27 protein-coding genes are annotated in these 26940 nt (G+C 33.1%); 11 read left to right on the forward strand and 16 right to left on the reverse strand.

The annotated features are described in order from the left end of the window. Positions 1-155: 155 nt before the first annotated feature. Positions 156-695: a DUF2892 domain-containing protein gene (locus ACFOUY_RS16310; protein ID WP_378962218.1), complete on the reverse strand. Its 540-nt coding sequence runs from the start codon at positions 693-695 to the stop codon at positions 156-158. Between the two features lie 114 nt (positions 696-809). Between ACFOUY_RS16310 and ACFOUY_RS16315 the strand changes: the two genes are divergently transcribed. From ACFOUY_RS16315 to ACFOUY_RS16325, 3 genes are all read left to right on the forward strand, one after another. Beyond that, positions 810-1328, forward strand: a complete 519-nt coding sequence (locus ACFOUY_RS16315) for a thioredoxin family protein (RefSeq protein WP_378962220.1) — start codon at positions 810-812, stop codon at positions 1326-1328. Between the two features lie 69 nt (positions 1329-1397). Further along, entirely contained in the window at positions 1398-2075 is a 678-nt protein-coding gene (ung, locus tag ACFOUY_RS16320) for a uracil-DNA glycosylase (RefSeq protein WP_378962223.1), read from the forward strand. After that, on the forward strand, positions 2076-2729 hold the full coding sequence (locus tag ACFOUY_RS16325; protein ID WP_378962225.1) for an alpha/beta fold hydrolase: 654 nt from the start codon (positions 2076-2078) through the stop codon (positions 2727-2729). It abuts the gene before it with no gap. A 61-nt stretch (positions 2730-2790) separates the two neighbouring features. On the opposite strand, the gene ACFOUY_RS16330 is transcribed toward ACFOUY_RS16325, so the two are convergent. After that, complete coding sequence (locus ACFOUY_RS16330; protein WP_056090420.1) at positions 2791-3261, reverse strand: Lrp/AsnC family transcriptional regulator; 471 nt, start codon at positions 3259-3261, stop codon at positions 2791-2793. 126 nt (positions 3262-3387) lie between these two features. On the opposite strand from ACFOUY_RS16330, the gene ACFOUY_RS16335 reads away from it, so the two are divergent. Both ACFOUY_RS16335 and ACFOUY_RS16340 read left to right on the forward strand, forming a co-directional pair. Then, positions 3388-4050 carry a metal-dependent transcriptional regulator gene (locus ACFOUY_RS16335; RefSeq protein WP_378962226.1) on the forward strand — a complete coding sequence of 221 codons (663 nt, stop codon included), beginning with the start codon at positions 3388-3390 and terminating at the stop codon, positions 4048-4050. Further along, positions 4037-5899, forward strand: a complete 1863-nt coding sequence (locus ACFOUY_RS16340) for an Nramp family divalent metal transporter (protein WP_378962228.1) — start codon at positions 4037-4039, stop codon at positions 5897-5899. Before ACFOUY_RS16335 ends, ACFOUY_RS16340 begins: the two co-directional genes overlap by 14 nt. Here the strand turns inward: ACFOUY_RS16340 and ACFOUY_RS16345 are convergent. Next, positions 5892-6365, reverse strand: a complete 474-nt coding sequence (locus tag ACFOUY_RS16345; RefSeq protein ID WP_378962231.1) for a TlpA family protein disulfide reductase — start codon at positions 6363-6365, stop codon at positions 5892-5894. The two genes, ACFOUY_RS16340 and ACFOUY_RS16345, sit on opposite strands and share 8 nt — an antisense overlap. 219 nt (positions 6366-6584) lie before the next feature. Here ACFOUY_RS16345 and smpB point away from each other — a divergent pair, with 219 nt between their 5' ends. Beyond that, a complete protein-coding gene (smpB, locus tag ACFOUY_RS16350) occupies positions 6585-7034 on the forward strand; it encodes an SsrA-binding protein (RefSeq protein ID WP_378962233.1) in 450 nt (149 codons plus the stop codon). Positions 7035-7083: 49 nt separating this feature from the next. Here smpB and ACFOUY_RS16355 read toward each other — a convergent pair whose 3' ends face one another. Next, positions 7084-7740: a protein-L-isoaspartate(D-aspartate) O-methyltransferase gene (locus tag ACFOUY_RS16355; RefSeq protein ID WP_378962234.1), complete on the reverse strand. Its 657-nt coding sequence runs from the start codon at positions 7738-7740 to the stop codon at positions 7084-7086. A gap of 190 nt (positions 7741-7930) precedes the next feature. On the opposite strand from ACFOUY_RS16355, the gene ACFOUY_RS16360 reads away from it, so the two are divergent. Further along, complete coding sequence (locus ACFOUY_RS16360) at positions 7931-8611, forward strand: hypothetical protein (protein ID WP_378962235.1); 681 nt, start codon at positions 7931-7933, stop codon at positions 8609-8611. An 81-nt stretch (positions 8612-8692) separates the two neighbouring features. On the opposite strand, the gene priA is transcribed toward ACFOUY_RS16360, so the two are convergent. Together priA and ACFOUY_RS16370 are read right to left on the reverse strand one after the other, a co-directional pair. Beyond that, positions 8693-11173 (reverse strand): replication restart helicase PriA, encoded by a 2481-nt coding sequence (gene priA / locus ACFOUY_RS16365; protein ID WP_378962236.1) that lies wholly within the window; start codon positions 11171-11173, stop codon positions 8693-8695. Beyond that, positions 11173-11559: a DUF423 domain-containing protein gene (locus tag ACFOUY_RS16370; protein ID WP_378962237.1), complete on the reverse strand. Its 387-nt coding sequence runs from the start codon at positions 11557-11559 to the stop codon at positions 11173-11175. The genes priA and ACFOUY_RS16370 overlap by 1 nt, the downstream gene beginning before the upstream one ends. A gap of 93 nt (positions 11560-11652) precedes the next feature. Here ACFOUY_RS16370 and ACFOUY_RS16375 point away from each other — a divergent pair, with 93 nt between their 5' ends. Further along, a complete protein-coding gene (locus ACFOUY_RS16375; protein WP_378962238.1) occupies positions 11653-13221 on the forward strand; it encodes a hypothetical protein in 1569 nt (522 codons plus the stop codon). Positions 13222-13247: 26 nt separating this feature from the next. After that, positions 13248-14657: a DUF5723 family protein gene (locus ACFOUY_RS16380; protein ID WP_378962239.1), complete on the forward strand. Its 1410-nt coding sequence runs from the start codon at positions 13248-13250 to the stop codon at positions 14655-14657. Here ACFOUY_RS16380 and tsaB read toward each other — a convergent pair whose 3' ends face one another. The 7 genes from tsaB to ACFOUY_RS16415 form a co-directional block, all read right to left on the reverse strand. Continuing rightward, positions 14658-15344, reverse strand: coding sequence for a tRNA (adenosine(37)-N6)-threonylcarbamoyltransferase complex dimerization subunit type 1 TsaB (gene tsaB / locus ACFOUY_RS16385; protein ID WP_378962241.1), 687 nt, complete (start codon positions 15342-15344; stop codon positions 14658-14660). A 151-nt stretch (positions 15345-15495) separates the two neighbouring features. Next, positions 15496-15726, reverse strand: coding sequence for a membrane protein insertion efficiency factor YidD (gene yidD / locus ACFOUY_RS16390; protein ID WP_378962244.1), 231 nt, complete (start codon positions 15724-15726; stop codon positions 15496-15498). Further along, on the reverse strand, positions 15713-16108 hold the full coding sequence (locus tag ACFOUY_RS16395; protein ID WP_378962246.1) for a ribonuclease P protein component: 396 nt from the start codon (positions 16106-16108) through the stop codon (positions 15713-15715). Before ACFOUY_RS16395 ends, yidD begins: the two co-directional genes overlap by 14 nt. A gap of 67 nt (positions 16109-16175) precedes the next feature. Further along, a complete protein-coding gene (rpmH, locus tag ACFOUY_RS16400; RefSeq protein WP_010601723.1) occupies positions 16176-16334 on the reverse strand; it encodes a 50S ribosomal protein L34 in 159 nt (52 codons plus the stop codon). Between the two features lie 233 nt (positions 16335-16567). After that, positions 16568-17302 (reverse strand): LytR/AlgR family response regulator transcription factor, encoded by a 735-nt coding sequence (locus ACFOUY_RS16405; RefSeq protein WP_378962247.1) that lies wholly within the window; start codon positions 17300-17302, stop codon positions 16568-16570. Then, positions 17280-18341: a sensor histidine kinase gene (locus ACFOUY_RS16410; RefSeq protein ID WP_378962249.1), complete on the reverse strand. Its 1062-nt coding sequence runs from the start codon at positions 18339-18341 to the stop codon at positions 17280-17282. Before ACFOUY_RS16410 ends, ACFOUY_RS16405 begins: the two co-directional genes overlap by 23 nt. 128 nt (positions 18342-18469) lie before the next feature. Continuing rightward, complete coding sequence (locus ACFOUY_RS16415) at positions 18470-19240, reverse strand: LiaF transmembrane domain-containing protein (protein WP_378962250.1); 771 nt, start codon at positions 19238-19240, stop codon at positions 18470-18472. A 157-nt stretch (positions 19241-19397) separates the two neighbouring features. On the opposite strand from ACFOUY_RS16415, the gene ACFOUY_RS16420 reads away from it, so the two are divergent. After that, positions 19398-20243 carry a ChaN family lipoprotein gene (locus ACFOUY_RS16420; RefSeq protein WP_378962252.1) on the forward strand — a complete coding sequence of 282 codons (846 nt, stop codon included), beginning with the start codon at positions 19398-19400 and terminating at the stop codon, positions 20241-20243. Positions 20244-20282: 39 nt separating this feature from the next. Here ACFOUY_RS16420 and mscL read toward each other — a convergent pair whose 3' ends face one another. Next, positions 20283-20720 carry a large conductance mechanosensitive channel protein MscL gene (gene mscL / locus ACFOUY_RS16425; protein WP_378962254.1) on the reverse strand — a complete coding sequence of 146 codons (438 nt, stop codon included), beginning with the start codon at positions 20718-20720 and terminating at the stop codon, positions 20283-20285. A 165-nt stretch (positions 20721-20885) separates the two neighbouring features. On the opposite strand from mscL, the gene rpoN reads away from it, so the two are divergent. After that, positions 20886-22358 (forward strand): RNA polymerase factor sigma-54, encoded by a 1473-nt coding sequence (gene rpoN, locus ACFOUY_RS16430; RefSeq protein WP_378962256.1) that lies wholly within the window; start codon positions 20886-20888, stop codon positions 22356-22358. Between the two features lie 78 nt (positions 22359-22436). On the opposite strand, the gene ACFOUY_RS16435 is transcribed toward rpoN, so the two are convergent. Together ACFOUY_RS16435 and ACFOUY_RS16440 are read right to left on the reverse strand one after the other, a co-directional pair. Then, positions 22437-23450, reverse strand: a complete 1014-nt coding sequence (locus tag ACFOUY_RS16435; RefSeq protein ID WP_378962258.1) for a PorP/SprF family type IX secretion system membrane protein — start codon at positions 23448-23450, stop codon at positions 22437-22439. A gap of 3 nt (positions 23451-23453) precedes the next feature. After that, positions 23454-26930 carry a PKD domain-containing protein gene (locus ACFOUY_RS16440; protein ID WP_378962259.1) on the reverse strand — a complete coding sequence of 1159 codons (3477 nt, stop codon included), beginning with the start codon at positions 26928-26930 and terminating at the stop codon, positions 23454-23456. Positions 26931-26940: the final 10 nt, after the last annotated feature.

Consider the following 26940-nt stretch of genomic DNA (forward strand, 5'->3'; position numbering starts at 1 on the left):
AGTAGCCTAAAAAGGCACTTTTCTTCATCTTTTAGAAAATATCGATTGCTGAAACCGAAATAGCCAAGGGACAAAGACGTAAAATACAAAGCAAAAAAAAAGGGGCCGTATCATAAATTAAATTATGATACGGCCCCTTATATAATTTTGGTTATTTATCTATAACGAACTTGCTGTTGCTTATCCATCATTCCCATTTGATCTTTCATTTGTTTAATCTGATCTGCTAACAGTTTATTTTTATCTGCTTTTTTTGCTTCAGCTAAATACATAGTCGCTTCGCGTTTGTTACGCTTTGCCATTGCAATACCAGCTAAACTTAATTTAGCTAATGCAACATTATGTTCCATTTGCATACCTAAACTTAAAGCTGTTTTAAAATATTTCTCCGATTTCATAGGAGCAGTTCTACTCTCTATTAAACCAACCAGCAAATTATAATAACCATGTTGAACTTTGATTAATTGTTTTTCGTAATTGGTAATTCTATCTAAGTACATTTTTGCCTTAGGCATATTATCTTTTCTAAGAAACCATTGTGCTAATAGCATATTCTCGTTAAAGAAATATGTTACAAGTACGATTAAACCTAATAAAATGGCAACAATTCCCCATGGCCAGAAACCGAAAATAAACAAAGCTACTGCGCCACCCAATAATGCAAACCCCGCAATTAATCTGATAATATTTGGCATAAAATTTATTCTAATTATTTTTTTTTGCAAATATCGTGTTTAAATAGCAGAAATTAGATTTTAAAACAATAATTTCATTAAAAATTTAAAATACGTTTAAACCATCAGATTAGTATGAAATATCTATTATCTACAATCCTAATTATCCTATCAATGAACCTTTCGGCACAAGAAGTAAATAAAAAAATCCATGATGAGGCACATAATAAAGATATATTAATAAATGCCTGTACTCGCGAAGGTGTGGTAACCTTCCCAGAATTTAAAGAAATGTATGATCCTTTATATCTGGCATATTCTCCTGATGCAGCAACAATGATTGAGTTGAAGAAACTGGTTAAAAAGGAAAGAATTAAGATTATTTTAGGTACCTGGTGTGGAGATAGTAAAGTAAATGTACCTAACTTTTTTAAAGTTTTAGACGCTATGCAATTCAAGGAAAAGAATGTTGATATTATTGCCGTTGATGGACATAAAAAAGCAGAAAATGGCATAATTGATGGTTTAGATATTAAAAGCGTTCCAACGTTTATAGTTTATGATAAAAAAGGCAAAGAATTGGGAAGAATTGTTGAACATCCGAAAACGACTTTGGAAGGCGACTTATTAGCTATCTTGCAAAAGAAATCTTAAACAAAACTTAATAATATTGGTTGAACAGTGGCGGGGAATTCTCGCCATTTATCATTAAAAACATTTTTTATGTCTGCAGCATTAGAACCTGGCTGGTTAGCCGTTTTAGAAGACGAGTTTGAGAAAGATTATATGAAAAGCTTAAAGGCTTTTTTATTAGAAGAAAAGGAAAAAGGTAATCAGGTTTATCCCAAAGGAGCCGATATTTTTAACGCATTAAATACAACACCTTTCGATAAAGTAAAGGTTGTCATATTAGGTCAAGATCCTTATCATGGCCAAGGCCAAGCTCATGGATTATCTTTTTCTGTACAGAGAGGCGTAGCTATACCACCATCTTTAAAAAATATTTATAAAGAATTAGAAACGGATATTGAAGGTTTTAAAACCCCTAATCATGGTAATTTAACCTACTGGGCAGAGCAAGGTGTGCTGCTTCTAAATGCAACACTTACGGTTAGGGCATCAGAAGCTGGTTCACACCAAAAGCAAGGTTGGGAAATATTTACTGATGAGATTATTAAAGCTCTATCTCAAAAAAGTGAGCATATAGTATTTTTACTCTGGGGAAAATATGCGCAACAAAAGGCGGCGCTTATCGATGAAAACAAGCACTATATTTTAATGGCTGCTCATCCATCTCCTTTCTCTGCTTACAATGGTTTCTTCGGATCAAAACCTTTTTCTAAAGCAAACCAGTTATTGATTCAAAATAATTTGAAACCAATTGATTGGAAAATATCTTAAATGAATCTTTATTTTATTAGTGGACTTGGAGCAGACAAGAGAATTTTCTCAAAATTAAAGCTCGATAAAAATATCAAAGTCATACACGTCGATTGGATTGAACCTAATAAAAATGAACCATTAGCTCATTACGCAAAGAGATTAAGTCAAATTATAAATTTGAGTGAGCGATTTTGTGTAATAGGCATCTCTTTTGGGGGAATGATTGCTGTTGAGATAGCAAAAATTTACCAACCACATGTAACGATTGTAATCTCTAGTCCTGTTGAAAGTAAATATTTACCTAAAATGTATCGTTTAGCTGGCAGACTAAAATTGATAAATCTAGTTCCAGCATGGATTTTAAAAGCTTCCAATAAAATCAGCCAAAATTATTTCTTTGGTGTAAAATCTGTTGAGGAAAAAAAGCTTTTAAGCCAAATTGTTGCAGATACAGATCCAAAGTTCTTGAAATGGGCTATTGGAAGTATTTTGAGTTGGAAAAATAATATTAGACCAAAAAACCTTTATCATATCCATGGAACAAACGATAAAATTTTATATTCAAAAAAAGCTAAGCCTAATTTTTTGATTAAAAATGGAACACATTTTATGGTTTATCAAAATGCTAGTGAAATTTCTGGTTTGATAAACGATTTAATTATAAAATCTTAAAAAAATAGATTGCTACATTTCAATGACGACTTTGTGAGGAAGCCTAATTAAGATTTTATGATTAATACTCCAAAGGCACAATCGGTTCTTTCTTTGTCGTAGACATAATCATCATCGTTTGAAAAGTTTTAACAACAGATATTTTACTGATTTTATCCATAATTAAACGCTCATAAGATTTAATATCTTTCACATAAACCTTTAATAAAAAATCTGCCTGACCAGTAACGTGATGACATTCGGTAATCTCTTTTATTTGATTTACTTCATCTAAAAAGATTTGAATGGTATTATTTTTATGAAAATCTAATTGAATTTGAATAAAGGTTTTAATACCTAAACCCAATTTTTCTTCATCAACTAGTGCATGATAGCTTTTTATATAGCCAGCCATTTCCAGTTTACGCACACGCTCTAAAGTTGGAGCCGGCGAAAGGCCTATTTCTTGAGATAATAACAAGTTGGTGATTCTACCATTTTCTTGTAAAATCCTTAAAATTTTAAAATCAATTTTATCTAATTCAGATGCCATATAAATTCAAAGGTATTGAGAACACAAACATAACCAAATTATATTCTAAATTTTAACATAATTTATCATATATATTTTAAATAAAAATTTTTAGATTTACCTAAAAATAAAATTAGATAAACATAAATGCGAAGTTTTACTGAAGAGAATTATCTTAAAGTTATTTATCACCTGGCAGAGAAAACAAGTAACGTTCAAACCAATGCAATTGCCGAACAAATTCAAACCAAACCAGCCTCTGTTACAGATATGATTAAAAAGCTAGCAGACAAAGGATTGGTAGATTATGTTAAATATCAAGGTGTTACTTTAACAGAAAAAGGAAAACATGCTGCCATAGATATTGTTCGCAAACATAGGCTTTGGGAAGTATTTCTGGTTGATAAGCTTAATTTTAAGTGGGATGAAGTGCATGATGTTGCTGAAGAACTTGAACATATTAAATCAGTTGACCTGATTGAAAGATTAGATGAGTTCCTAGGATATCCTAAATCAGACCCACATGGCGATCCTATTCCTGATAAAAATGGAAGATTTGCTAAAACCCAGTTTATAAAACTTATTGAACTTAGCATTAACGATAACGGAACAATTACAGGCGTTTCCCAACACAGCTCAGCATTTTTAAAACATCTCGAAAAACTAGGTTTAACGCTTGGCAAACAAATACAAATTACAGACGTTACCGATTTCGATGGTTCGGTAGAAATTATAGTAGATAATAAACAGATAAACATTAGCAGAGAAGTTGCAAAACATATTTTAATTAGTAATAATGGCAAAAACTGAGTCGTTAAGTGAAGTACATCAAAGTGTAAATACAGATAAAAGAAAAGGTTGGCGTAGGATTTTATCATTTATAGGCCCTGCCTATTTAATTAGCGTTGGCTACATGGATCCAGGCAACTGGGCAACAGATTTAGCTGGTGGAAGCAAGTTTGGCTACCAACTTATCTGGGTTTTGCTCATGTCAAACCTAATTGCGCTTCTTTTACAATCTCTAAGTGCCCGATTAGGTATTGTTAGAGGATTAGATTTAGCTCAGGCATCTAAACAAGCTTATCCAAAATGGGCGAACATTCCGTTATTCGGTTTGGCGCAAACCGCAATTATAGCATGCGATTTAGCAGAAATTATTGGTATGGCAATTGGTCTTCAATTGCTTTTTGGTTTGCCTTTAATCTGGGGTATTTCCATTACTATTTTCGATACTATTTTATTGCTCTTTTTACTTAACAAGGGAATGAGGGCCATGGAAGGCTTTATCGTTTCGATGGTTTTTATTGTAGGCATTTCATTTCTGGTCGAAATGTTTATTGTAGAGCCATCGTTAAAAGAAGTTGCAAAGGGTTTCGAGCCATCATTATTAAGTGGCGATGCACTTTACATAGCAATTGGTATAATTGGTGCCACAGTTATGCCGCACAATTTATATTTACATTCATCTTTGGTACAAACCAGAAAGATAGAACGTACAAACAAGGGCATTAAAGAGGCTTTAAAATTTAACCTGATCGATACAACGGTTGCTTTAAATCTTGCTTTTTTTGTTAATGCAGCTATCCTAATTCTAGCTGCAGCTGCCTTTTATAAAAACGGATTGCATGAAGTCGCTGAAATACAAGATGCCCATAAATTACTTTCGAATATTTTTGGAAATGTTGCACCTGCATTGTTCGCTATTGCGTTAATAGCTGCCGGACAAAGCTCAACGGTAACAGGTACACTTGCGGGACAAATTATAATGGAAGGCCACATAAATCTAAGAATCCAGCCTTGGTTAAGAAGACTAATTACACGTTTACTCGCTATAATTCCCGCATTTTTCACTATTCTGCATTATGGAGACGACGCATTAGGAGGTTTATTAGTTTTAAGCCAGGTTGTATTGAGTTTACAATTAGGCTTTGCAATTATCCCCCTGATTCATTTTACATCTGATAAAAAGTTAATGAAAGACTTTGCCATAAAAACATGGGTAAAGGTTTTAGCCTGGGGAAGCGCTATAGCTATTATTTCACTAAATGTGAAATTAGTTATAGAAGAAATAAGTGGTTGGACAAAAGGCACTGATAATTGGTGGATTTACGTAATTCTGATTCCTTTTATCATTTTAGTTGTTCTCCTGTTACTTTACGTTTTCTTTCATCCATTAATTGATAAAAGAAATGAAAACAAACAAATGGTACCGCATGGCAATGCCTTAGACATTGGCAAAATTGAAAAAATTAGCTATGCAAGGATTGGCATTGCCGTCGATTTTTCGAAAAACGATAAAAACACAATCAGACATGCGCTTATACAAGGTGGAAAAGATGCGCATTACTATCTAATTCATGTTGTGGAAACCGCTGTAGCTCGTTATCATGGAGATATTGCTATGGACCATGAAACACAAAGTGATGCAGAAAACCTGGAAAAATACAAACTCAATTTAGCCGATTTAGGTTACGATTCGAGCGTATTTATTGGGTTTGGAGGTACCGCTAAAGCCATTGCAGATATCAGTAATAAAAACAAATTCGAATTACTTGTAATGGGCGCTCACGGACATAAGGGACTGAAAGACCTAATTTTTGGCACAACAGTAGATGCCGTGAGGCACAAAGTAAACATTCCAGTGCTGATTATCAGATAGATTTTAGAATCTTTTTTATCCCACCATCGCCATTGCTGTAAACTAATAATTTACCATTTGGTGCGTATAGATACATTGCAGGATATTGGGAAGGCAAAAATGTTGGGATAAAGGTTCTATTTTTATCTTGAAGAACAGTAACATTAGGTTTAAGGTTTAAACCCGGTGCGTAAGAACCAAAAAACTTTTGAATCGAGATCGACTCATCGAGTGTTACCATTAAAATATTAACGTTTTTAAATTTACTATAAATGCTATTTAGTTCCTTAGCTTCTCTTTGGCAATGCTCACAAGTACAATCAAACAGAATAAAAAGTGTTTTCTTCGATTGATTTAAATTTGCATTAGCGTAAGCTTTTCCATCTAATTTAAAAAATTTAAACTGAGGGATAAAAGTTGGTTGTTGAGCATTTGTATTAAATGCAAAAAAAAGTATTGTTACAAAAAACAGGTTTCTTAACTTCATATCGAATAAAATAAAGTTCAAACTTAAATTTTAAATCGAGAACAAAGTAATTATAAATTAGGTTTTACAAAAGATGAACATTCTGAATGACGAACACAAAACGAGATGTTTTAATTAAAAAGTAATTTTAAAGCATTTTTTAAGATATTTGCAGCCCGACTATTTTATAGTTTGATAATAAAGCAGAAAGTTTAAATCTGCATTGAAAGAATTACGATTTTGAAAAACGATATTAATATAAAAAATAAAAGAGCTTATTTCGACTACAATTTAATTGATAAATATGTAGCAGGAATAGCACTTTTAGGAACAGAAATTAAAGCAATAAGACAAGGTAAAGCTAATATGACTGATGCCTTCTGCATGTTTATTGGTGGAAATTTATATGTTCGAAACCTGCATATTTCTGAATATAGCCATAGCTCCTTTTACCATCACGATATTAAAAGAGACCGGGCATTACTACTCCAAAAAAGAGAAATCAGAAAGCTAAAAGCTAAAGGCGAAGAAAAAGGTTATACTATTGTGCCTTTAAGAATTTTTGTAAACGAACGAGGCTTTGCTAAAATTGAAATCGCACTGGCTCAAGGTAAAAAAGAATTTGATAAACGCGATAGCTTAAAAGATAAAGATATGAAACGCGAATTAGATAGGGCGATGAAAAGATAGTTTAGTTTGCAGTTAAACTGCAAACTTATAATTTCCAATTGAGAACTAACTACCAGGCTTGATCGCCAACTAATGGCACAAACCTAAAGGTATCTAATACAATTTTTTCGTAATCTGTATCACTTATACGAATCACCGTTACCATTTTCTGAGTATGCTCATCGCCTACCGGAATAACCAAAATACCGCCAACTTTTAATTGCTTTAATAAAATCTCAGGAACTAAAGGCGCTCCGGCAGTTACTATAATTTTATCATAAGGTGCTTGTTCTGCTATTCCTTTAGAGCCATCGCCACAATAAAAATGTGGTTTATATCCCATTCCTGGCAAAACCTGAATCGTACGGTTATAAATATTTTCTTGTCTCTCGATGGTAAAAACCTTTGCACCAAGTTCCATTAAAATACAAGTTTGATAACCAGAACCTGTTCCAATTTCTAGAACTTTATCTCCTTTTTTAATATGTAGTAATTCACTTTGGTAGGCTACAGTATAAGGTTGTGAAATGGTTTGTCCGTCGCCTATTGGAAATGCTATATCTTTATAAGCCTGATTCCAAAAAGTTTCATCAAAAAAGAAATGACGAGGTACCTTTCCAATTGCATTTAATACATTTTGGTCTTCAATTCCACGAGATTTCAATAACTCTACAAGTTTCTTTCTCGCTCCTCTTTCCCGGTAATTATCAATAAATTTATAGGCCATGAAGTCTCAAAAGTATGTTTTTTATCCGATGAATTAAGGTAATAATTTTGTTCTAGCTGTAAGTTGCAGGTAATCAAAACTAAAAATATTTTAGTCAGATTTTATGCAGAATAATATTATTTGTTCGTTATAGAGAATTATTTCTACTTTTGAAAACTGATAAAACATATACTAATCTATCTCCTCTTAAATGAAAAAAGTATTACTAAGCATAATTATATCATGCGCCGCCCTTACATCTTTTGCACAAACAAGTGCTGATTACAACTATTCTATTGCAGTAAGGGGTTTCAGTATGATGCAGTTACCTAAAATTTTAAATCAAACCAATACCCAGGATTACACTAAAATGGCTGGTAATGGTGCTATTCTAAAATTTAATGATAATCAAATCAGCTATAGAATTAGTGGTAATTATTTCCGCGATAAAGATGTTCAATTTCAAAACACATGCGAAACTTGCGAAATAGCACGAGGAAAAGTTACGGATTACTCGTTTAAAATTGGTTTCGAAAAGAACTTTAATTATTCTAGAATTCAACCATATTTTGCATTCGATATTGGTTACCGCTCAAACAGATTTAGTGGAACATTAACTCCAGCTAATTCTAGCGTTGGTACTTCAACTCAATCGGCAGATGCGAGTAAAAATGGATTGGTAATGACACCTACCTTAGGACTTAAAATAAATATAATTCCTAATTTGAGTATTTTTGCTGAAAGCAGTTTAGATTTTAACTTTTCTTATGAAAAACAAGATCTTACACAGCAAAATCAGGTTGCAAGAAATATTTACACTTATAATAAATGGGAATTTTTGCTAAATCCGGTTTCAGCAGGAATTCAATTTAATTTCAATAGCAAAAACTAAAAAGCTCAAACTGTCAACTTATGATTTGTGAGTTGGCAGTTTGAACTTTTTTTGAATTATCTAAAATTAAAACCTAAACAATTAATACGGGTCAACATCGATTTGTATCAATACACTCTTAAAATCTTTAATAGCATTAAATTCTGTTAGTGTTTCTCTTAAAACATTCTTAACTTTTTGTATGGCAGTATGTTTATCTGCCTTTATTATAATTTGTTTAATGTAAAGATTCCTTACTCTGCTTATTAATGGCTGTTCAGGCCCTAAAACGCGTTTCCCAAACTTTCCTTTTAAGGTTTGCCCCAGTTGAGAGGCTGCCCGTTCTAAAACATTGGAGTCTTTGTGTTTTACAGAAACAAAAATCATTCTCGAAAATGGTGGATATTGAAATTTTTCTCTTTCGGCAATTTCATCATTGTACATGCCTAAGTAATCGTTATCTACAACCTGCTTGATAATTCGGTTATCTGCGTCGTAGGTTTGGATGCAAACATTGCCTTGGTCAGCTCGTCTACCCGCTCTTCCTGCAACCTGAGCTAATAACTGGTAGCTGCGCTCGTATGCTCTAAAATCAGGATAACCTAACAAAGTATCTGCATTGATAACACCAATTAAACTCAGATTATCGAAATCAAGTCCCTTCGCCACCATCTGAGTACCAATCAAAATATCAGTTTTCTTATCCTGAAAATCGGTTAAAATTTGCTGTAAACCGTTCTTGGTTCTGGTGGTATCCATATCTAAACGGGCAATAGTTATATCTGGATAAAGTAGTTTTAACTCTTCCTCAATACGTTCAGTTCCGAAACCTTTTTGCTCTACATGGACGGAGCCACAAGCAGGACAAATATTAACACTACTTTGTATAAATCCGCAATAATGACAATGAAGTTTACCACTACTTTTATGATAAGTTAAACTAACATCGCAATTAACACACTTAGGTGTATAACCACAAGTTGCACAAATTAGAATAGTAGCATAACCTCTTCGATTTTGAAAAAGAACAATTTGTTCTTTTTTGCTCAAAGCTAAATCAATGTCTTTTATCAAAACACTAGAGAAATAAGAAACCATGGTTTTCCTTTTGGTTTCTTCGGCAATGCTAACCACTTGCTGATTTGGTAATTGAACTCCACCAAAGCGTTCTTTCATTTCTACTAAGCCATACTTACCATTTAAGGCATTGTAATAGCTTTCTAAAGATGGTGTAGCCGAACCAAGAATTACTTTTGCTTTGTAAAGATGCGCTAGATAAATTGCTGAATCTCGAGCTTGATAACGTGGCGCAGGATCGTATTGTTTGTAAGATGGTTCATGCTCTTCATCTACAACGATTAATCTTAAATCCTGAAAAGGCAAAAACACTGCTGAACGTGCGCCTAGAATTACTTTGTAAGCACCTTGCTTAACCTTATTCCAAATTTCTACACGTTCACTGTTATTAAATTTTGAATGGTAAACCCCAATAGAATTACCGAAATATTTCTTTATACGCTCAACAATTTGAGTTGTTAAAGCAATTTCTGGTAAAAGAAATAAAACCTGACTATCACTGTTATTTATAATTTCTTCGATAAGTTTAATGTAAACCTGAGTTTTGCCAGATGCTGTTACCCCATGAAGCAAAACAACATCTTTCTCTACAAAAGCATCATGAATATTTTCTAAAGCCTTTTGCTGACCATCATTTAAAGTGAAATTTATACTAAAATCATCATCATGAGCTGCAAGCCTGCTTACAGGGCGTTTTAAAACTGTAAAAATATCTTTATCAGTTAGGGCTTTTAACGCTGCTGGTCCACAATTACTTTCTTCCAAAAGCTGTTCCTTAGCAATTGGAGTTCCTGATTTGTTTAACTTAAGGTAGGCTAGCAAGGCATCAAGCTGCTTTGGGGCTCTATCCAAAACTGTAAATAATTGCTTTAAATTTTCTTCATCATCATAAAATTCATTTAGAATGATGAAAGATTTCATCAGTGGTTTATATTTCTGAATTACCTCTTCTGCAACTAGAATTAGTTCTTTATCTAATAGATGATTTATTATCGGATAAATAGTTTTCTGACCGAGCAGTTTAGAAACATCATTAACTGTTAGTTTGTCTTGTTTCTTTAATGCGCTAATAATAATTTCTTCCTTTTCGGATAATTCAACTTGATCATCAAAATCCTCTCGAAGAATTAATATGGTTTCACTGGCCAGTTTTAAGCTTGCGGGTAGAGCTGCCGACATCACGTCGCCTTCGTTACACATATAATAATCGGTCATCCAGGTCCAAAATTTTAATTGTGTTTGGGTAACTGATGGCACCGAATCTATAACATCTAAAATATATTTGGCTTCGTAAACAGTAGGTGGAGTTGTTGTAATTCCGCTAATTAATGCGGTGTAAATCTTATGTTTTCCAAACTGAACGACCACCCTTTTGCCAATTTCAATTTGGTCATTTAAATCAAAAGGTACACGATAAGTATAGTTTTTCGCCAAAGATAAAGGCAAAATCACTTCCACAAAAAGTGTTTCTCTTTCCGTAAAAATATCAGGTTCAAATCGGTTCATTATTTATCTTTTACAGCAGCAAAGAATAGCATTATCCAGCCTAAAACAAAAAGCAAACCTCCTATTGGCGTAATTGGACCGAGAACATCAACAAAACCGATATTTAAAACACTTCGTGTTGCCAATAAATATAAAGAGCCAGAAAAAAGCAAAATACCAAAAGTGAAACAAAAATATGCAATATTGATTAGCTTGTTTCTATAACGGGCAAATGTAGAAAGATACAAAAGTGCGAAGGTATGATAGAACTGATAATCGACTCCTTTTTGCCATATTTCTAGTGATGGAGCATCAATTAGTGCCTTTAAGCCATGTGAGCCAAAAGCACCCAATAAAACAGCAACAGCACCAAAGAAAGAAGCAGTAAGAATAATACGTTTGTTCATATATGTTTTAGCTTAAAGCAATCGCTAAATTAATAAATTGAGTAAGAACTTCGTACAAATGGATGTAATAATTTAAATTTGTTGAACAAACAGATGAGAAAACTATTAGTTCTATTAATTGCATTGATTACGGGTGTAGGCTTTATGGCATACATCTATTTTTCTAAATTGAATAATGAAAATAATGCTAAAGACTTAGCGCTACAATCTGCAACAAATAACGCAGCTCTTATCTTCGCCTTCGAAAACGACAAAAGTTTTTACCAGATTATTGAAGGGCAAGGCTTACTACAACAAGTTTTAGGTAAGCAAAAAACTGAGTTGTTGGCCAGTTTTAAAGAAAACATCGTAAATGATAACACTTTGAATAGCTTTTTAAAAGACCAACAAGTGTATTTAAGCATTCTACCTGATGAAGAAAAAACGCTAAACTTTTTAATAACAATTCAAATCGAAGCAGATAAAAATTTCAAACAGTTATACGAGTCGTTAAGAGTAAAGAAAAAGATTTCTAAGGATGCAGGGAATATCTACACGCTTAAACTTAGTGATAGCCTGAGTGTTTTTTTGGGTGTACAAAATGAAGTATTAACCGCATCAACCTCTAAAAAATTAATAACCGATGCGGCCAATAGGTTGAGTGAAAATCCTTTTACAGAATATATTAAGCAAAATAATTTGCTTAATAAAAATGTGCTCGCTCATCTTTACATTAATTTTAATCAGGCTCCGTTATTGTTAAAAAATATACTTGCCGGAAACATAAATGGAGAAATATCGATATTAAATAAGCAAAATAGTTTCGCATCGTTAAGTTATAATTTCAGTAAAGAGAAAATTTTATTCAATGGAAATACTGAACTAAAAGCAACAGACAACTATCTAAAATTATTCGAAAATATTGCTACTCAAAGTATTTCTATAACCAATCTATTACCAGATAATACAGCGAATTATGCAGTTTATGCTTTTGACGACTACAAAAACTGGTTTAAGAAATTGCAGGACTGGCAAGTTCAAAAAAATGAGGAAAAGAAAATAGCATCAGTTAAAAATTCAGTTAAAAACGAATATAGAGTAGATCTTAATAACATTTTCATACCTTATGTAAAAAACCAATTTATTAGTTTTCAACTTGGTACCGGCGAAAAATTGGGTGCTATTACATTGTTAAACGGAGAAAAAGTAAAACAACTTCTTTTAGATATTAGCGCAGATTATGATGAAGATATTAAAATATTTAAATCATCAGATATTTTATATAATTTCTTTGGCGAACCTTTTAAAAAATTTGCTAGACCTTACTACACTATTATTGATAACAACTTAGTTTTCGCTAATAATGCAAGCACTGTTCAATCATTTTTAAACAGTTACAAAAACAATAGATTACTTATTCAAACACCAAAATATCTAGATGCTTTAAACCAACTTTCTACTACATCGAATATTGGTTATTATATTAACACAAAAAACTCTGCAGATATTTTTAGAAACAATATTTTGTTGCCCTTTTACAAACATTTAAGAGCAGATAGCGGATTAAAAAGTTTTGATACTTTTTACTATCAAATGAGTGCCGATAAAGATAAATTTATCACTAACATGCTTTTAAACAAATATTTAGAATCAAAAGTACCAGACTCTTTAACCAATCGTTAAATAACAGCCAGCCAAGAACCAATTTCATGAAGAAAATTTTACTTGTCGTAATTTTATTAGCATCATTTCAAAATTTGTTCAGTCAGCAATATGCGCTTTTTGGAACAAAAACAATGTTCGATGCATTTGAAAATCCTTCACAAAAATCATTTACTTTAGATTCTTCCCGAAGATTTTCTTCAAATTTCTTCCTACCCTATTTTGGTGTAAATGGGGCTAATACAGGTAGCGCTGAATCTGCAATTAGGAGGCTAATTGTAGATGGCGCAAACGATACCAGAACTTTACCGATAAATACCGGCGAAATTAACCACTTCTATGCAAATAGTAATGTTTATGTACTCACGCTTCGTATTTTCCAATCTTACAAGTACCAAAAAGAAATGGGCTTTGCTTGGCAAGTTAGAACAGATTCACAAGTAGATTATACAAACGAATCACTCGCCATATTTGATTCTTACTCAAGATTTCCAAAAAATACAAATTTGCCTGATATCTTCAACACAAAAGGCTATCAACAATCTTATCATCAGTTTAGCTTCACTTATCGCGAAAATTATAACAAGAGGTTGGCATTTGGTGTAAAAGCAAGTTTATTGAGTGGTATTGTGTATAACGATTTAAACATTTCTGATTCTCATTTATATATCGACCCGGAAAATAATATTTTGGATATTGGTCTTACAGGCACGTACTCCAGCAACTTTAACGATAAAAATAAAATATCAAGAAATACAGTTATTCCAACTTTTAAAAACCCTGGTGTTTCTGTTGGTTTTAGTACGAACTACACCACTAAAAAAGGATTATTTTTAATGGCAAACGTTAAAGATTTAGGCTTTATCTGGTGGCGCAACAATACAAATAAAACAACTGTTAATATGACCACGCCAAATTTTATTGATTTGAGCTCCAGTCAAAGTAATATAAACAAAGAAATAAAAGACATTTTTGAATCATCAGAACAACCGAAAAAATTTACAGCATTAACAAATGCAAAAGCCGATGTTTACTTATCTAAAAGCTATGGCTTTTACAAACCAGCTTTGGCAATTTCAAAAAACTTATTTTATAAAGGCGGAGATATTGCTTTAATCAACACATTTAAATACAATGATTTATCGGCTAGCGTAACCCCTCTTTATAACTTAAACAATGTGTTTATGGTTGGCCTACAAGGCAAATATCAAACCCCTAATTTTGAAATTTTTATGGGTACAGATAATTTAATTTCTAGCGCAAGCACGGCTAACTCAATTTTAAGAAATGACGCAACCGGTACTGGTTCAGTTGGCGCATCCTTTTACATGGGTGTTGGCATTAAATTCGGGAACATTGTCAACCACCCTCAATTTAGCGATGTTATGCCTGGCATAAATGATAATGAAGGTGGTAGCTTCTTTAAAAACCTGTTTTCAATATTTAAAAGGAAATAGTTAAACCTTCTTTTTAGGTTGAGTTAACACAAAATCCTTTAGATAGAACGGTTCAAAGTAAGCAACATCTTCAAAATTAGCTTCTTTAAAGGCTTTTTCTGCTAGTAAAGACATGTTGCCAGCAGAATTAAAATTTGAAGTACTGAAAGCAGCATTTGTATGATTTAAAACATCTTCACATTTTGGAGCACCATCGCCTAAAAAGGTAATTTTATTAGCCGAAAGTAATTCTGCAAAACTATCTTCATCAATTATTTTTGCCGACGTTTCTTCCAATACATTTAGGTGGGTATCAAAAACAGTTGTGTACACTTCCATTCTTCTTGCATCAATCATCGGGCAAATTAAACCATCATAATCAGGATTTTCAAGAATGAAACCTGAAGCCATCATTTTTAACGTTTCGACAGCAATTAACGGTTTATCCAAAGCAAAACATAAACCTTTTACTGTAGAAACTCCAATGCGTAAGCCAGTGTATGAACCTGGCCCCTTGCTTATTGCAATGGCATCCAAATCTTTTAATTCGAGTTTCGAAGCAATCATTAGTTCTTCAATAAACAAAGTTAAATTGCTTGCATGAAGGTTTTGACCACTTTCTTCTTTTACAGAAACAGTTTTACCATCAATCGATAAAGCAACGGAACAAACAGCTGTAGCAGTTTCTATTTGAAGTATTTTAGCCATGATTATGGGTTAGGAATTTATTTTGAACAAAAGTTTAATAAGTTGCGAATTTTTATTGTTTTTCTTTTTTATACCGACCTGTAACCTAAAACTTGCGACAATCTTTTTTACATACAGACTTATAACTTAAAACCTGTAACTCGTAACAAAATTAAGGCACCGGGTCGTGCCCATGTTTACCCCAAGGATGACATCTGCCAATTCTTTTCAGGGCCATCCAACCACCTTTAAACGGCCCGTACTTTCTTATTGCTTCGATTCCATACTGAGAACAAGTTGGTGTAAACCTGCAATTTGCACCCAGCATTGGCGAAATAGCATATTGATAAACTCTTATCAAACCTAAAAAAAACCAGCCAAATACCTTATTAATGTACCCCATTTGGTTGAATTAAACCTTGAAAACGCTTGAAAGTAGCAATAAGTTTTTTCTGGATAAAAGCAAATTCGTATTTTTCTTTACCTACAAACTGTATCGAAAACAAAAGTAAACCCTTGTCTTTAGGTAATTGAGTATAAAAATTTTCTTCTTTATTTAGGCGATAAGCTTCTCTAATTCTGCGTTTAAGCAAATTACGATCTACAGCCCTTTTATACCTCTTTTTAGGAACATTGATAACCACTTGAGCCTGAACATCAGTTGGTTCATCAATAAAGATATAGGAAACCCGAAAAGGGTATAATAAAAAAGAAGAACCGTTTTTAAACAACAGGTCTAAATATTTCCTGCTGCATAACCGTTCTTCTTTTTTGAATGTGTACATATACTTTTGATTGATAATTGCAGATTTTGATCTGCCGATTCCGAGTTAACGGAAAAGCAATCAAAAATTATGCTTTATGCTTGCGTTCGTCAGAAACTGTTAATCTTTTTCTTCCTTTAGCACGACGTGATGCTAATACTCGTCTGCCGTTAGCTGTTGCCATTCTTTCGCGGAAGCCGTGTTTGTTTCTTCTCTTTCTTTGCGAAGGTTGGTATGTTCTTTTCATGACTGTATATTATCTTATTATAATTTCAAAATTAAGAGGTGCAAATATAAAGCGATTTCTCTACAATTGCAAGTCTGTTTAATTATTATTTTTCTATTCGAAAATCAAATGTAGTAATTCTTTTTAAAATGCAGCCCCGCCTACGCTTCAAGCCCGAGAAAATCGGGGCTTTCTCGCTAAAGTCGGGTTTAATTAAAAACTGTTTCTTCTACTATTTAAAGCTGCAAGTTGGCTTACAAACCTAGAGCAGCTTTTAATTTCACATAACCTGTTTTACTTACCGGCAACCATATATCCGATTTAAGCAATACTACGTAGCTATCTTTTTCTTTAAGCTCTATTTTAGTAACCTGAGCTAAATTAATAATATAAGAACGATGTATTCGTATAAACTGACCAGCATCTAAAGTTTGCTCAAAGTAAGTCATGGTTTTATTTTTATAAAACGAACCATCACTTGTGCTTAATTTCACGTAGTCATCATCGGCCTCCAAATAATTAATATCAGCTACTGGAATAATTTTAATTACACCATCCTTCTTAACTACTACCCTATTATTTTGTGCCGGACTTTTAGCTGCCGCATCTAAAACAGCTTCTGTATTTTCAGTCTGGTTTAATCTCGCTGGTAATTTCTGAATGGCTAAATCGAAGCGGGTTTTATCAATAGGTTTCAATAAATAATCTACCGCATTAACTTCAAAAGCTTTTATCGCAAACTCATCAAAAGCTGTAGTAAAAATTACGGCAGGCTTATCCTCAACCAGTTCAAGCATTTCAAAACCACTTATTTTGGGCATTTGAATATCAAGAAAAATTAAATCGGGCTTGTGTTGAGTTATCGCTTTTAAGCCTTCAAAACCATCGCAGCATTCTGCAACAATCTCTATTTCTTTATATTCTGAAAGGTAATATTTTACAATATCTCTTGCTAAAGGCTCATCATCAATTAGTATGGTCCTGATCATTTTTTTGAGGAATTTTTAAGGTTGTAATATATAAATTATTTGCCTCAATTTCTGTTTGCAACAAATGTGGATTTGCGAACAAAAGGTATAATCGTCGTTTAATAGCTGTTAAACCAAATCCTGTTCCACCGGTAGCTTTCATTTCAGGGTCGAAAGGATTTTGTACTCTTAAATTTAATATGTTTTGCTCTACCGTTACATCAATTTTAATTGTTATGCCAGCTGAAGTATTGTATAGGCCAAATTTTATTGCATTCTCTACAATTGGCTGTAGTAAAGTACCAGGTAAACAAAGCCTATGTGTTTCTTCATCTACATTAACTTCAATCTTTAATCTATGACTGAAACGGACTTTTTCGATATCTAAATAAAGTTGAATATACTCCATTTCTTCTTCAACTGAAACCCAAAGTTCGTCATCTCTTTTTAGCGTTCCTCGTAAAAAGGAAGCTAATTTAGTAATCATTACCCCTGCTTCTTTAGGGTTTACCATTGTTAAAGCAAAAACAGAGTTTAAACTATTAAAAAGAAAATGTGGTTGAAGCTGATGCCTTAATTTATTTAATTCGGCTTCTTTAGCTAAGCTTTGCGCCGTTAAAAGTCTGGTTTGAGTTTCAGATTGTTCTTCTAACCGATACCATAAAATATTTGCTAAAGCACACCATCCCAAACACATGAAACATATTAATCCACGAAAAGTAAAGGAGAAATTATAAAAATCCAAATAGTTTTTAAAATCGGCAAATACATAACCTAAACTATATTTTGCTGCATATATAATTACGAACGTTAAAGCCAAGCTAATAATCAAAACGTATAAAATACGCTCATTTTTAGGTTGATAATAGCCTAACATATTACTTACCCCAACACAAGCAATTGCAAGTAAAAAATTGTTAACAACACTATCTGTAAAAGCTATTATCCAAGAAAAATTGACTACATAGTGAAGTCCTATCCCACATAAAATAGTCCAGGCTATAGCAAACACCAGTGATATTTTTTGAATTTGTGGAACTGATAATGGTCTTGTTGTCAAAACTTATAAGTTTAGTTTAGGTTTTTTAAATTTGCAGATAAGCTTCAATCAATTTTGCTTTCAAATCGATTGAACTTACCTCTATCCCATCCACAAGCTCACTTATTTAATTTGAGCCTTTTTATTACTTAAAAACTTTTTATTTCAATTCCACCGAACATTACTGTTCCATCTATAATTAATGTTTTTTGTACTTCGCCTGTTGGAATTAAATGCCCTCTTTTATCTTCAATACTTCCAAATATTGGAGTTACGTTCGATTTGATTACCCAATTCTGCGGAACAACCAATTTTACACCACCAAACACCGCAGTTACATCAAAGAATGCATTTTCAACAAAATCTGCTTGTGTTAAATTAACATCGGCACCACCAAAAACTACAGTTATATCGCCCCCTTTTAAATTTTTAGAATAAATAATCTGATTGCTTCCTCCGAATACAGCAGTTGCTTCAACAAAATCATGACTGCTTGCTTTTCTATCTTGGGTTGCGTTAATGTCATCATTTGATGAGTTGAAGGTATCATCAAATCGATTTTTATTTCCCGCTTTCTTAAAAGAACCTTTAGGTTTAAAAATTAAGTAAGCACCTAAAATCACTAATCCAATTCCTAAAGCATATTTCGAAGCATCAAAATCTAATCCTGTTATGTCATCAATAGTAAAATAAGAACCAATTAATACCATAATTAACCAACCAGCACCTTTAAAATTTCGTCGTGCACCTACAAAAAGACCAATTACAATTAAAAGTGTATGCCAGCTGAATACCCAATGCGGAACATTAAACCCTATATTATCTAAAAGAAATGCTAAGCCGATGAAAACGATTACCAATCCGCTGAGCATTCTGCCAGAACGGTTATTGGTTATATTATTATTATTTAAATTTTCCATTTGTGCAATTATTAATAACCAAAAGTATCTATAAAGAAATATTGTAAGCATAGCAATTCAGCAAAAAATAGCCAAAAGGCGGTGAGTTGCTAAATTTCATCGGTGAAAAATATTTTAGTAATTTGACAGCATGAAATTTCTCTTAACAATATGCATCATGTTTATTTGTGTAAACCTGAATGCTCAAGATATCAAAAGCAATTACAAAATATATGATGTAAAAAAACAAAAAATTATTTCTGTTGATGATATTATTACAGATATGAATAGCGCAGACGTATTATTTTTTGGAGAAGAGCACAACGATTCTATCGGGCATTATCTTGAAGCAGAAATTTTTAAAAAATTAAACGAAAAATATCCGCAAAAAACAGTGCTAACCTTAGAAATGTTTCACACCGATATACAACCGATTATTGATGAATATTTAGCCGATTTAATTTCTGAAAAGAATTTTACCAAAGAAGCCAGAGCGTGGCCAAACTATAAAGATTACAGACCTTTAATTGAATATGCAAAAGCGCAAAAACTTACTATTATTGGTGGTAACGCCGCAACAAGATATAGTAATGCCGTAACCAGAGGTGGCCTGGAAACATTAAAAAACTTTCCAAAAACATCTTCATCATTTTTACCTCCTTTGCCTATTGATACTGCAACAGGCAGATATAATGAAAAATTTACTGATCTACTGGGCGGACACAGCATGGGATCAATGAAAGTTTATCAAACTCAAAATTTTTGGGATGCTACAATGGCTTGGTCTATCGCTAAATTTATCAAAACCCATAAAAACGTTAAAGTATTTCAATTAAATGGAAGATTTCATAGTGACGAAAAACTGGGCACACTAGCACAACTTCAAAAATATGCTCCAAAACTACAAATCCTGAATATTTCATCTTTTTCTGATGAAAGCTTTGACAACCCAGATTGGGGAAAATTTAAAAATTTAGGCGATTATATTATTATCACTAATCCAAAAATTAACCGAAGCTTTTAAATAACAAAACCGCTGATAATCAGCGGTTTTGTTTATATTTTATGCCTTAGTTTTAAGCAAATCTCTAATTTCTGTTAAAAGAATTTCTTCTTTTGTTGGTGCAGGTGGAGCAGCAGCTACCGCGGCCTCTTCTTTGCGTTTCATTGAATTAATGGCTTTTACCATCATAAAAATAACCAATGCTAAGAGTAAAAAATTAATAGCAACCGTTATAAAGTTACCGTATGCAAAAATTGCAGCACCATCAACCTTTTTAGCATCTGCTAAGGCAGTTCCTTCGGCAACAGTACCTCTTAAAACTACATACATATTACTAAAATCAGGTTTACCAATAATAGCTGCAACTACCGGCATAACCAAATCATTAACAACACTATCGATAATTTTACCGAAAGCTCCTCCAATAATTACTCCGACCGCTAGGTCCATAACATTGCCCTTAATGGCAAACTCTTTAAATTCTTTTGCAAAGCCCATAATTAATTAAGTTATAGAATGATTTAAGAACGAAAATAACAAACATTAGTTTGCAAACAAACGTTTATCGAAATTTTTAAACTAAATTCTCTGCATCATTAGATTAATATCTACAGAATATTTGATATGATTTGTTTATTTTTGCCCCACTCTTTTATATAAAATATGTTAAAGCAACACCTACAGCAAAAGTTACTACAGAAATTATCACCTCAACAAATACAATTTATAAAGTTGTTGCAGGTGCCTACCGTTGCTTTAGATACGAGAGTTAAAGAAGAACTTGAAGAGAATCCGGCGCTTGAAGACCCAAGTTTAATGACGGCAGACGAACCCAAAGGTGAATATGACGATTTAAACGATGGTCCAGATGATTATGAAAAATCATCGGATGACAATAGCATGGATGAGTTTAATGTAGATGATTATTTACAAGACGACAGCACCAACGATTATAGCACTAATTATAATAATAGTGATGATGATGAAGAGAAAAAGGAAACACCAATTGCAATAGAAAGTACTTTTTTTGAAAGTCTTCAGGAACAACTTGATTTAATTCCACTCTCTGACCAGGATTTTATTATTGGCAAGCAAATTATCGGAAGCTTGGACGATGATGGTTATTTACGTCGTCCGCTAAGCTCGATGATTGATGATTTGGCGTTTTCTCAAAACGTTATGGTTGAGGAAGAAGATGTTCTGGAAATGTTAAGACTTATTCAAAGCTTTGACCCTCCGGGTATTGGTGCCCGAGATTTAAAAGAATGTTTATTAATTCAACTAAAAAGGAAAGACGCAGGCAATCCCATTATAGTGAAGGCTATGAATGTTGTTGAAAATTACCTTGATGAATTTACGCGTAAACATTATGATAAATTAGAGAAAAGTTTAGGCCTGGATAGTGAAGAACTTAAAGAAGTTGTTAACGAAATTCTTCGCTTAAACCCTAAACCAGGGGATGCAAATCAGGTTACGACCAAGCAAATGCAAATCATTCCTGACTTTCATATCAGTAATAATGATGGGATTTTAATATTGACATTAAACTCGAAAAACGCTCCGGAATTAAAGGTAAGTCGTTCTTACCAGGAAATGTTTGAGCATTATGATAAAGCTTCATCGAAAGATAAAAAACTTAAAGAAGCCGTTCAATTTGTTAAGCAAAAATTAGACTCTGCAAAGTGGTTTATCGATGCAATTAAACAAAGGCAACAAACTTTGCTTAAAACCATGAATGCAATTATGCATTATCAATACGAATATTTTTTAACTGCCGATGAGCGTAAAATGCGCCCTATGATTTTAAAGGATATTGCGGATAAGATTGATATGGATATTTCAACAGTATCTAGGGTTGCAAACTCTAAATATGTTCAAACTGAATTTGGCACATTCTTATTAAAATCTTTTTTCTCGGAGGCTATTCAAACAGAAAATGGCGAAGAAGTTTCTAACAAAGAGGTTAAAAAAATTCTTGAAGATTGCATTGGTAGCGAAGATAAACGCAAACCACTGGCAGATGAAAAGCTTACTGAAATTTTAAAAGAACGTGGATATAATATTGCAAGAAGAACTGTTGCAAAATATCGTGAGCAAATGAATATTCCGGTAGCTAGATTAAGGAAAGAATTATAGATAGTTATTTTCATGTTTAGTTTTTTGGTTAGCAGATTTACCTAAAGACCAAAAAACTAATCTCCAACAAACCAAATTCTACCACATTTTAATATACGATGGTACTTTGTAAATATTGTTAAGCAATAAGCCAAGCACAATTTCATGGCTACCATTACTTACGGTATTCAAATCTGATGTTGTAAAATCATAAGAATAGGTTAAGTTAACCATTTTACCAATATTAAATCCTGCCATAGCAGAGAAAGAATCATCTTTTCTATAACTACCACCCAACCATATCTTATCTTTAAAAGCAACTTTCATATTTAAATCTACCGAAACTGGTGAAGGTTGAACATACTTAACCATAACTGATGGAATAGCGGCAATCTGATCATCTAAAAAGAATTTATACCCTGCCGTCGCAAAAAAGTGTGGAACTTCTTTTCCTGTATTGTAATTATCAGAATTTGTAAAACTTAATTTCTGTGATAAAATTTGCTGTGCAGAAACTCCTGCGAAAACTCTAGCTCCATATAGCCAAATACCCACACTTAAATCGGGTCTTAATTGGCTAACTATTGCATTGGAGATAGCAGGATCGGTTTGTGTATCAGGAAATACAAGTGAATTTACATCTAATTTTATACTAGAAACACCTGCAGCTGCACCAACAGATAAATTAAAACTATTACTTAACTGCAAGTGATAAGCGTAGGTTAAATTAGCATCAATTCTGGACAAAGGTCCTGCCTTATCTTGAACCACGGTTACGCCCATGCCATGATGCGCAGGAGATGAAGTATAATTCTGCATATAATTTCTATCCATTGGATTACCAGTTTGTTCTGGAAATGAGGTTAATGCATTACTCCACAACTGATTATCTCCTAAAGCCCAATGTGCTGAAACAAAAGAAGTTTGAGGTGCATTATCTATACCTGCCCATTGCTTGCGAAAGCCAGCCTTAAAATCAATATAATTTTCAATTCCTGATAAGGCAGGATTTAACAGGTATTGATTAAAAATATACTGTGTATATTGAGGCTTTTGTTGCGCTAAAGCCTCAAAAGAAATAAATAACGCAATTACTAGTAGATATTTTTTCAATTTTTATCTGATTATGGTTAGCGGTCCGGTTACAGTTTTCCTGCCATTTCTTGGATTGATAATATAGTAATAAACCCCCACAGGTAAAGGTCCATTTTGGTAACTACCATCAAAAGGGATTTTATATCCGTTACTAAAAAAAACTCTTCCCCCATTACGATTAAAAACCTCTATTGTTGCTTTTGGATAGCTATCCAAATATTTAATATTCCAAAAATCATTAACTCCATCACCATTTGGTGTAAACGAATTTGGAGGTATTAAGGCTTGCAAAACTTTAACAGTAACAGATGTTGTTGTAGTACAACCCTCATTTGTTGTAACTAAAAGTAAGTAATTGGTATCTTTTTGTGGCGATGCTATTGGATTTAATACATCATCATGATCTAATCCAATAGATGGGCTCCATTTATAAATCAAACCAGAGCCTTGAGCCACCGCTGGTATTTTAACTTCACCACCAGCTAAAATATAAAGCGTGGCTCCCATATCTGCAGTTGGCGATTCATAAACAGTTATTACATTCTTTATACTATCTGCACAACCATTTGCTGCATTTACAGTATAGGTTATTTCATGCTGACCGACGCCAGCAACTCTTGGGTTAAAATTTCCATCCGCATCTACACCTTTTCCACTGTACTTCCCGATAATTCCAAAAGTTTCTTTCGCTTGGTTAATAATTACCGAACCATCATTTTGGCAAACAGAAGGAATATCAGCAAATTCTAATATTGGAGATGGTTTTAGGGTAATTATCTGCGAAGTTGAGTCTTTGCAAGTTTCTCCAGAATAAGCAACCAAATGAATGGTAAAGTTTTTATCTGCATTGCCACCGAAAACAGGATAAGTTAAGTGGATATTATCTCCTGTTGGATAAACAATTGTTTGAAAAACTTCTGGTGCATTTAAATAATCCTGATATATTAATATTTTGGTAATTCTACCTATCAATATGGTAGAAGTATTATTAATTACCACATCTTGATTACTACATAAATTATTTTCGTTCTGAACCGTAAATCCAGCCTTTTCAACGGCTCCATTCACTATAAATTTCTGCGTTCTACTTGTGATACAACCATTAATATTAGTAATTTTTAAAGTAACGGTGTACTCACCCGATTCTATGTATCTGTGCTTTCCATCTTTATCTGTTGACGTATTTGGATTTGTTGCATTTGCAGCAACATCTCCAAAATCCCATTCGTATTTAAAAAAATCTGTTCCGCCAGTTACATCAACAGATTTATTTACAAACAAAGCAAAAACATCAGTTAAACAAACATCAGGTAAGCTAAAATCAGCAATAGGTAAATTAGTTACGGTTACATTCTTTGTAAAGGCGATGCTAACACATCCTTCTGCAGAGGTTGTAACCAGCGATATGGTGAATACACCCGGACTTGCGAATTTGTAAGAAAATGGTGCTCCATCTATTTTATCAATTTTTGTTCCATCACCCAAATCCCAACTCCACTTCACAATTTTATTACTTGTTTGGAGGCTGCTTATTGTAGACTCATCTTTTACCAAATAATCGGTATTAATGCAGGTATTACTTGCTGATGAAAATAATGAAACCGGAAGTGGAAATATTTTAACTGGTTTCTGTAACGCATTAGACGAACAACCAGTACCAGATTTTACAACTAAACTTACCGTGTAATTTCCTTCAGCTGCATATTGATGTTTCGGGTTTTGTTCGTTTGATTTTTTACCATCTCCAAAATCCCATAACCATTCGGTAATTGCAAAGTCTACCGCATTAGATGCACTTTTATCTGTAAAAAGTATATCCGATTTTGCACAACTTGTTGCAGCTACATCAAAAGCAACAGTTGGAAGATCATAAATTGTAAAAACATAGTTCGTTTCTAGATCTCCATTTTGACAGTTCACTGCATTATCAGGCACATGAGCAATTACATTTAAATGGTATTCGCCTGCAACTGTATAGGTTTTTTTTGCTGGATAACGGTAAACATAAATGGTTTGCCCATTTACTATTTTTACTTCTGGTATAAGGCTTGGACTTATTAACTCTGGTTGACCATCTAATTTCCAAGTAATTTTATCGGGTTGATAAGGTAGATTAACTTTAAAATCGACTTGCTGCCCAATACAACCATTTGGACTTTCCTCGTTTTTTGCTTCATTAACCACCGTTAGATAGTTGTTTGAAGAAAGGTTTGTTCCAGCAGAATAAGAATAAGATTCTGCCTGCCCGAATCCGTATGCTATTGCATTAAAGCCATCATCAGCAGTTAGCGTTAAACTAAGATCGGTAACAGGAATCTGAGCATAGGCATAAGCTGTATTTCCAGATAATGTATTCCAGTTTACAACTGGTGCTACGCCATTTATTTTAAATGTAGCGGTTTTATTTGCTCTAATTAAGATATTTAAATAGCGCTCAGCAATATTCTGCAGAGGAGACGAAAACACAGTTACTCCTTTAATATTAAATTCTATTGGGTTTAGCATCACCATTTCAGGATCGCCAATTATTAAACCTCCACTAACTGATGAACAGGCTTGAGTTAGAGAATATTGTGCAACACTAATTAATTTATCGGCTGAAATAAATGTAGACTCAGTTAATTGACCGCTTTCTATAAACGTACCCTTATTGACAGTATATGTTTGTCCATTATAATTAACCTTTGTATTATCTTCTTGCGCCAAAATCCGCAAAATGTACTTTCTATTAATAAATGGAACAACTCCATAATTTTTACCCCAACTTACAGTAGGATAAAGTTGTTGATATAATGGATCTTGAGAACCGCTACAGGCAATTGTAACTACAGAGGTGCCAGAAAAAGCAGCAAATCTTTTACAAGATGATGTAGAAGGGTCTGTTTCGACAAATACACCTGTTAAATCAGCAGAACCAGAAATATATTCATAAACATCGCCAGCCTTTAGTAAGGTTATTGTTTTGGTTGCACCACTTTTTTCGTGTAGAAGAACTGTCGTATTATCCTCAACAGCAACAATAGCCAAGTAATTATTACCACCATTACTTTGAGTATAATTCATCGAATAATATGTCTGTCCTAAAGTTTCATAAGGCAATATTAAAGATGCTGCAGATCTGGCATTGCCGTATATATGAGTATAGGCCGAAACTTTTGGTTTACCATCTGTAACTTTAATATGAATACCTCTATTTAAGAGATTAACATTTGATTCAGAAAAATTAATATAAGCATTCTCTCTTGGCACATCGAATTGAACGGCAGTATTAGCAGGAATAGGTAGGATTTGAGACCAGGTACCGCAACTAACTGTAACTTCAGAATCAAATTTTGAAGTTACAAAAACTGCAATATTTGCTAAAGAGCCACCTGATGGAACATGAGTTGGAAAAACAGCCCAAAAATCTGTTCCTTCATTAGAAACATTTTGCGCAAAAACTTTACTGGTAAGTAAAATTGAAATAACAACAAAAACTAATAAAACAGCCTTTTTCATTGCTATTAAC

Origin of the sequence: Pedobacter jamesrossensis (assembly GCF_042650905.1) — a bacterium.
Taxonomy (GTDB): domain Bacteria; phylum Bacteroidota; class Bacteroidia; order Sphingobacteriales; family Sphingobacteriaceae; genus Pedobacter; species Pedobacter jamesrossensis.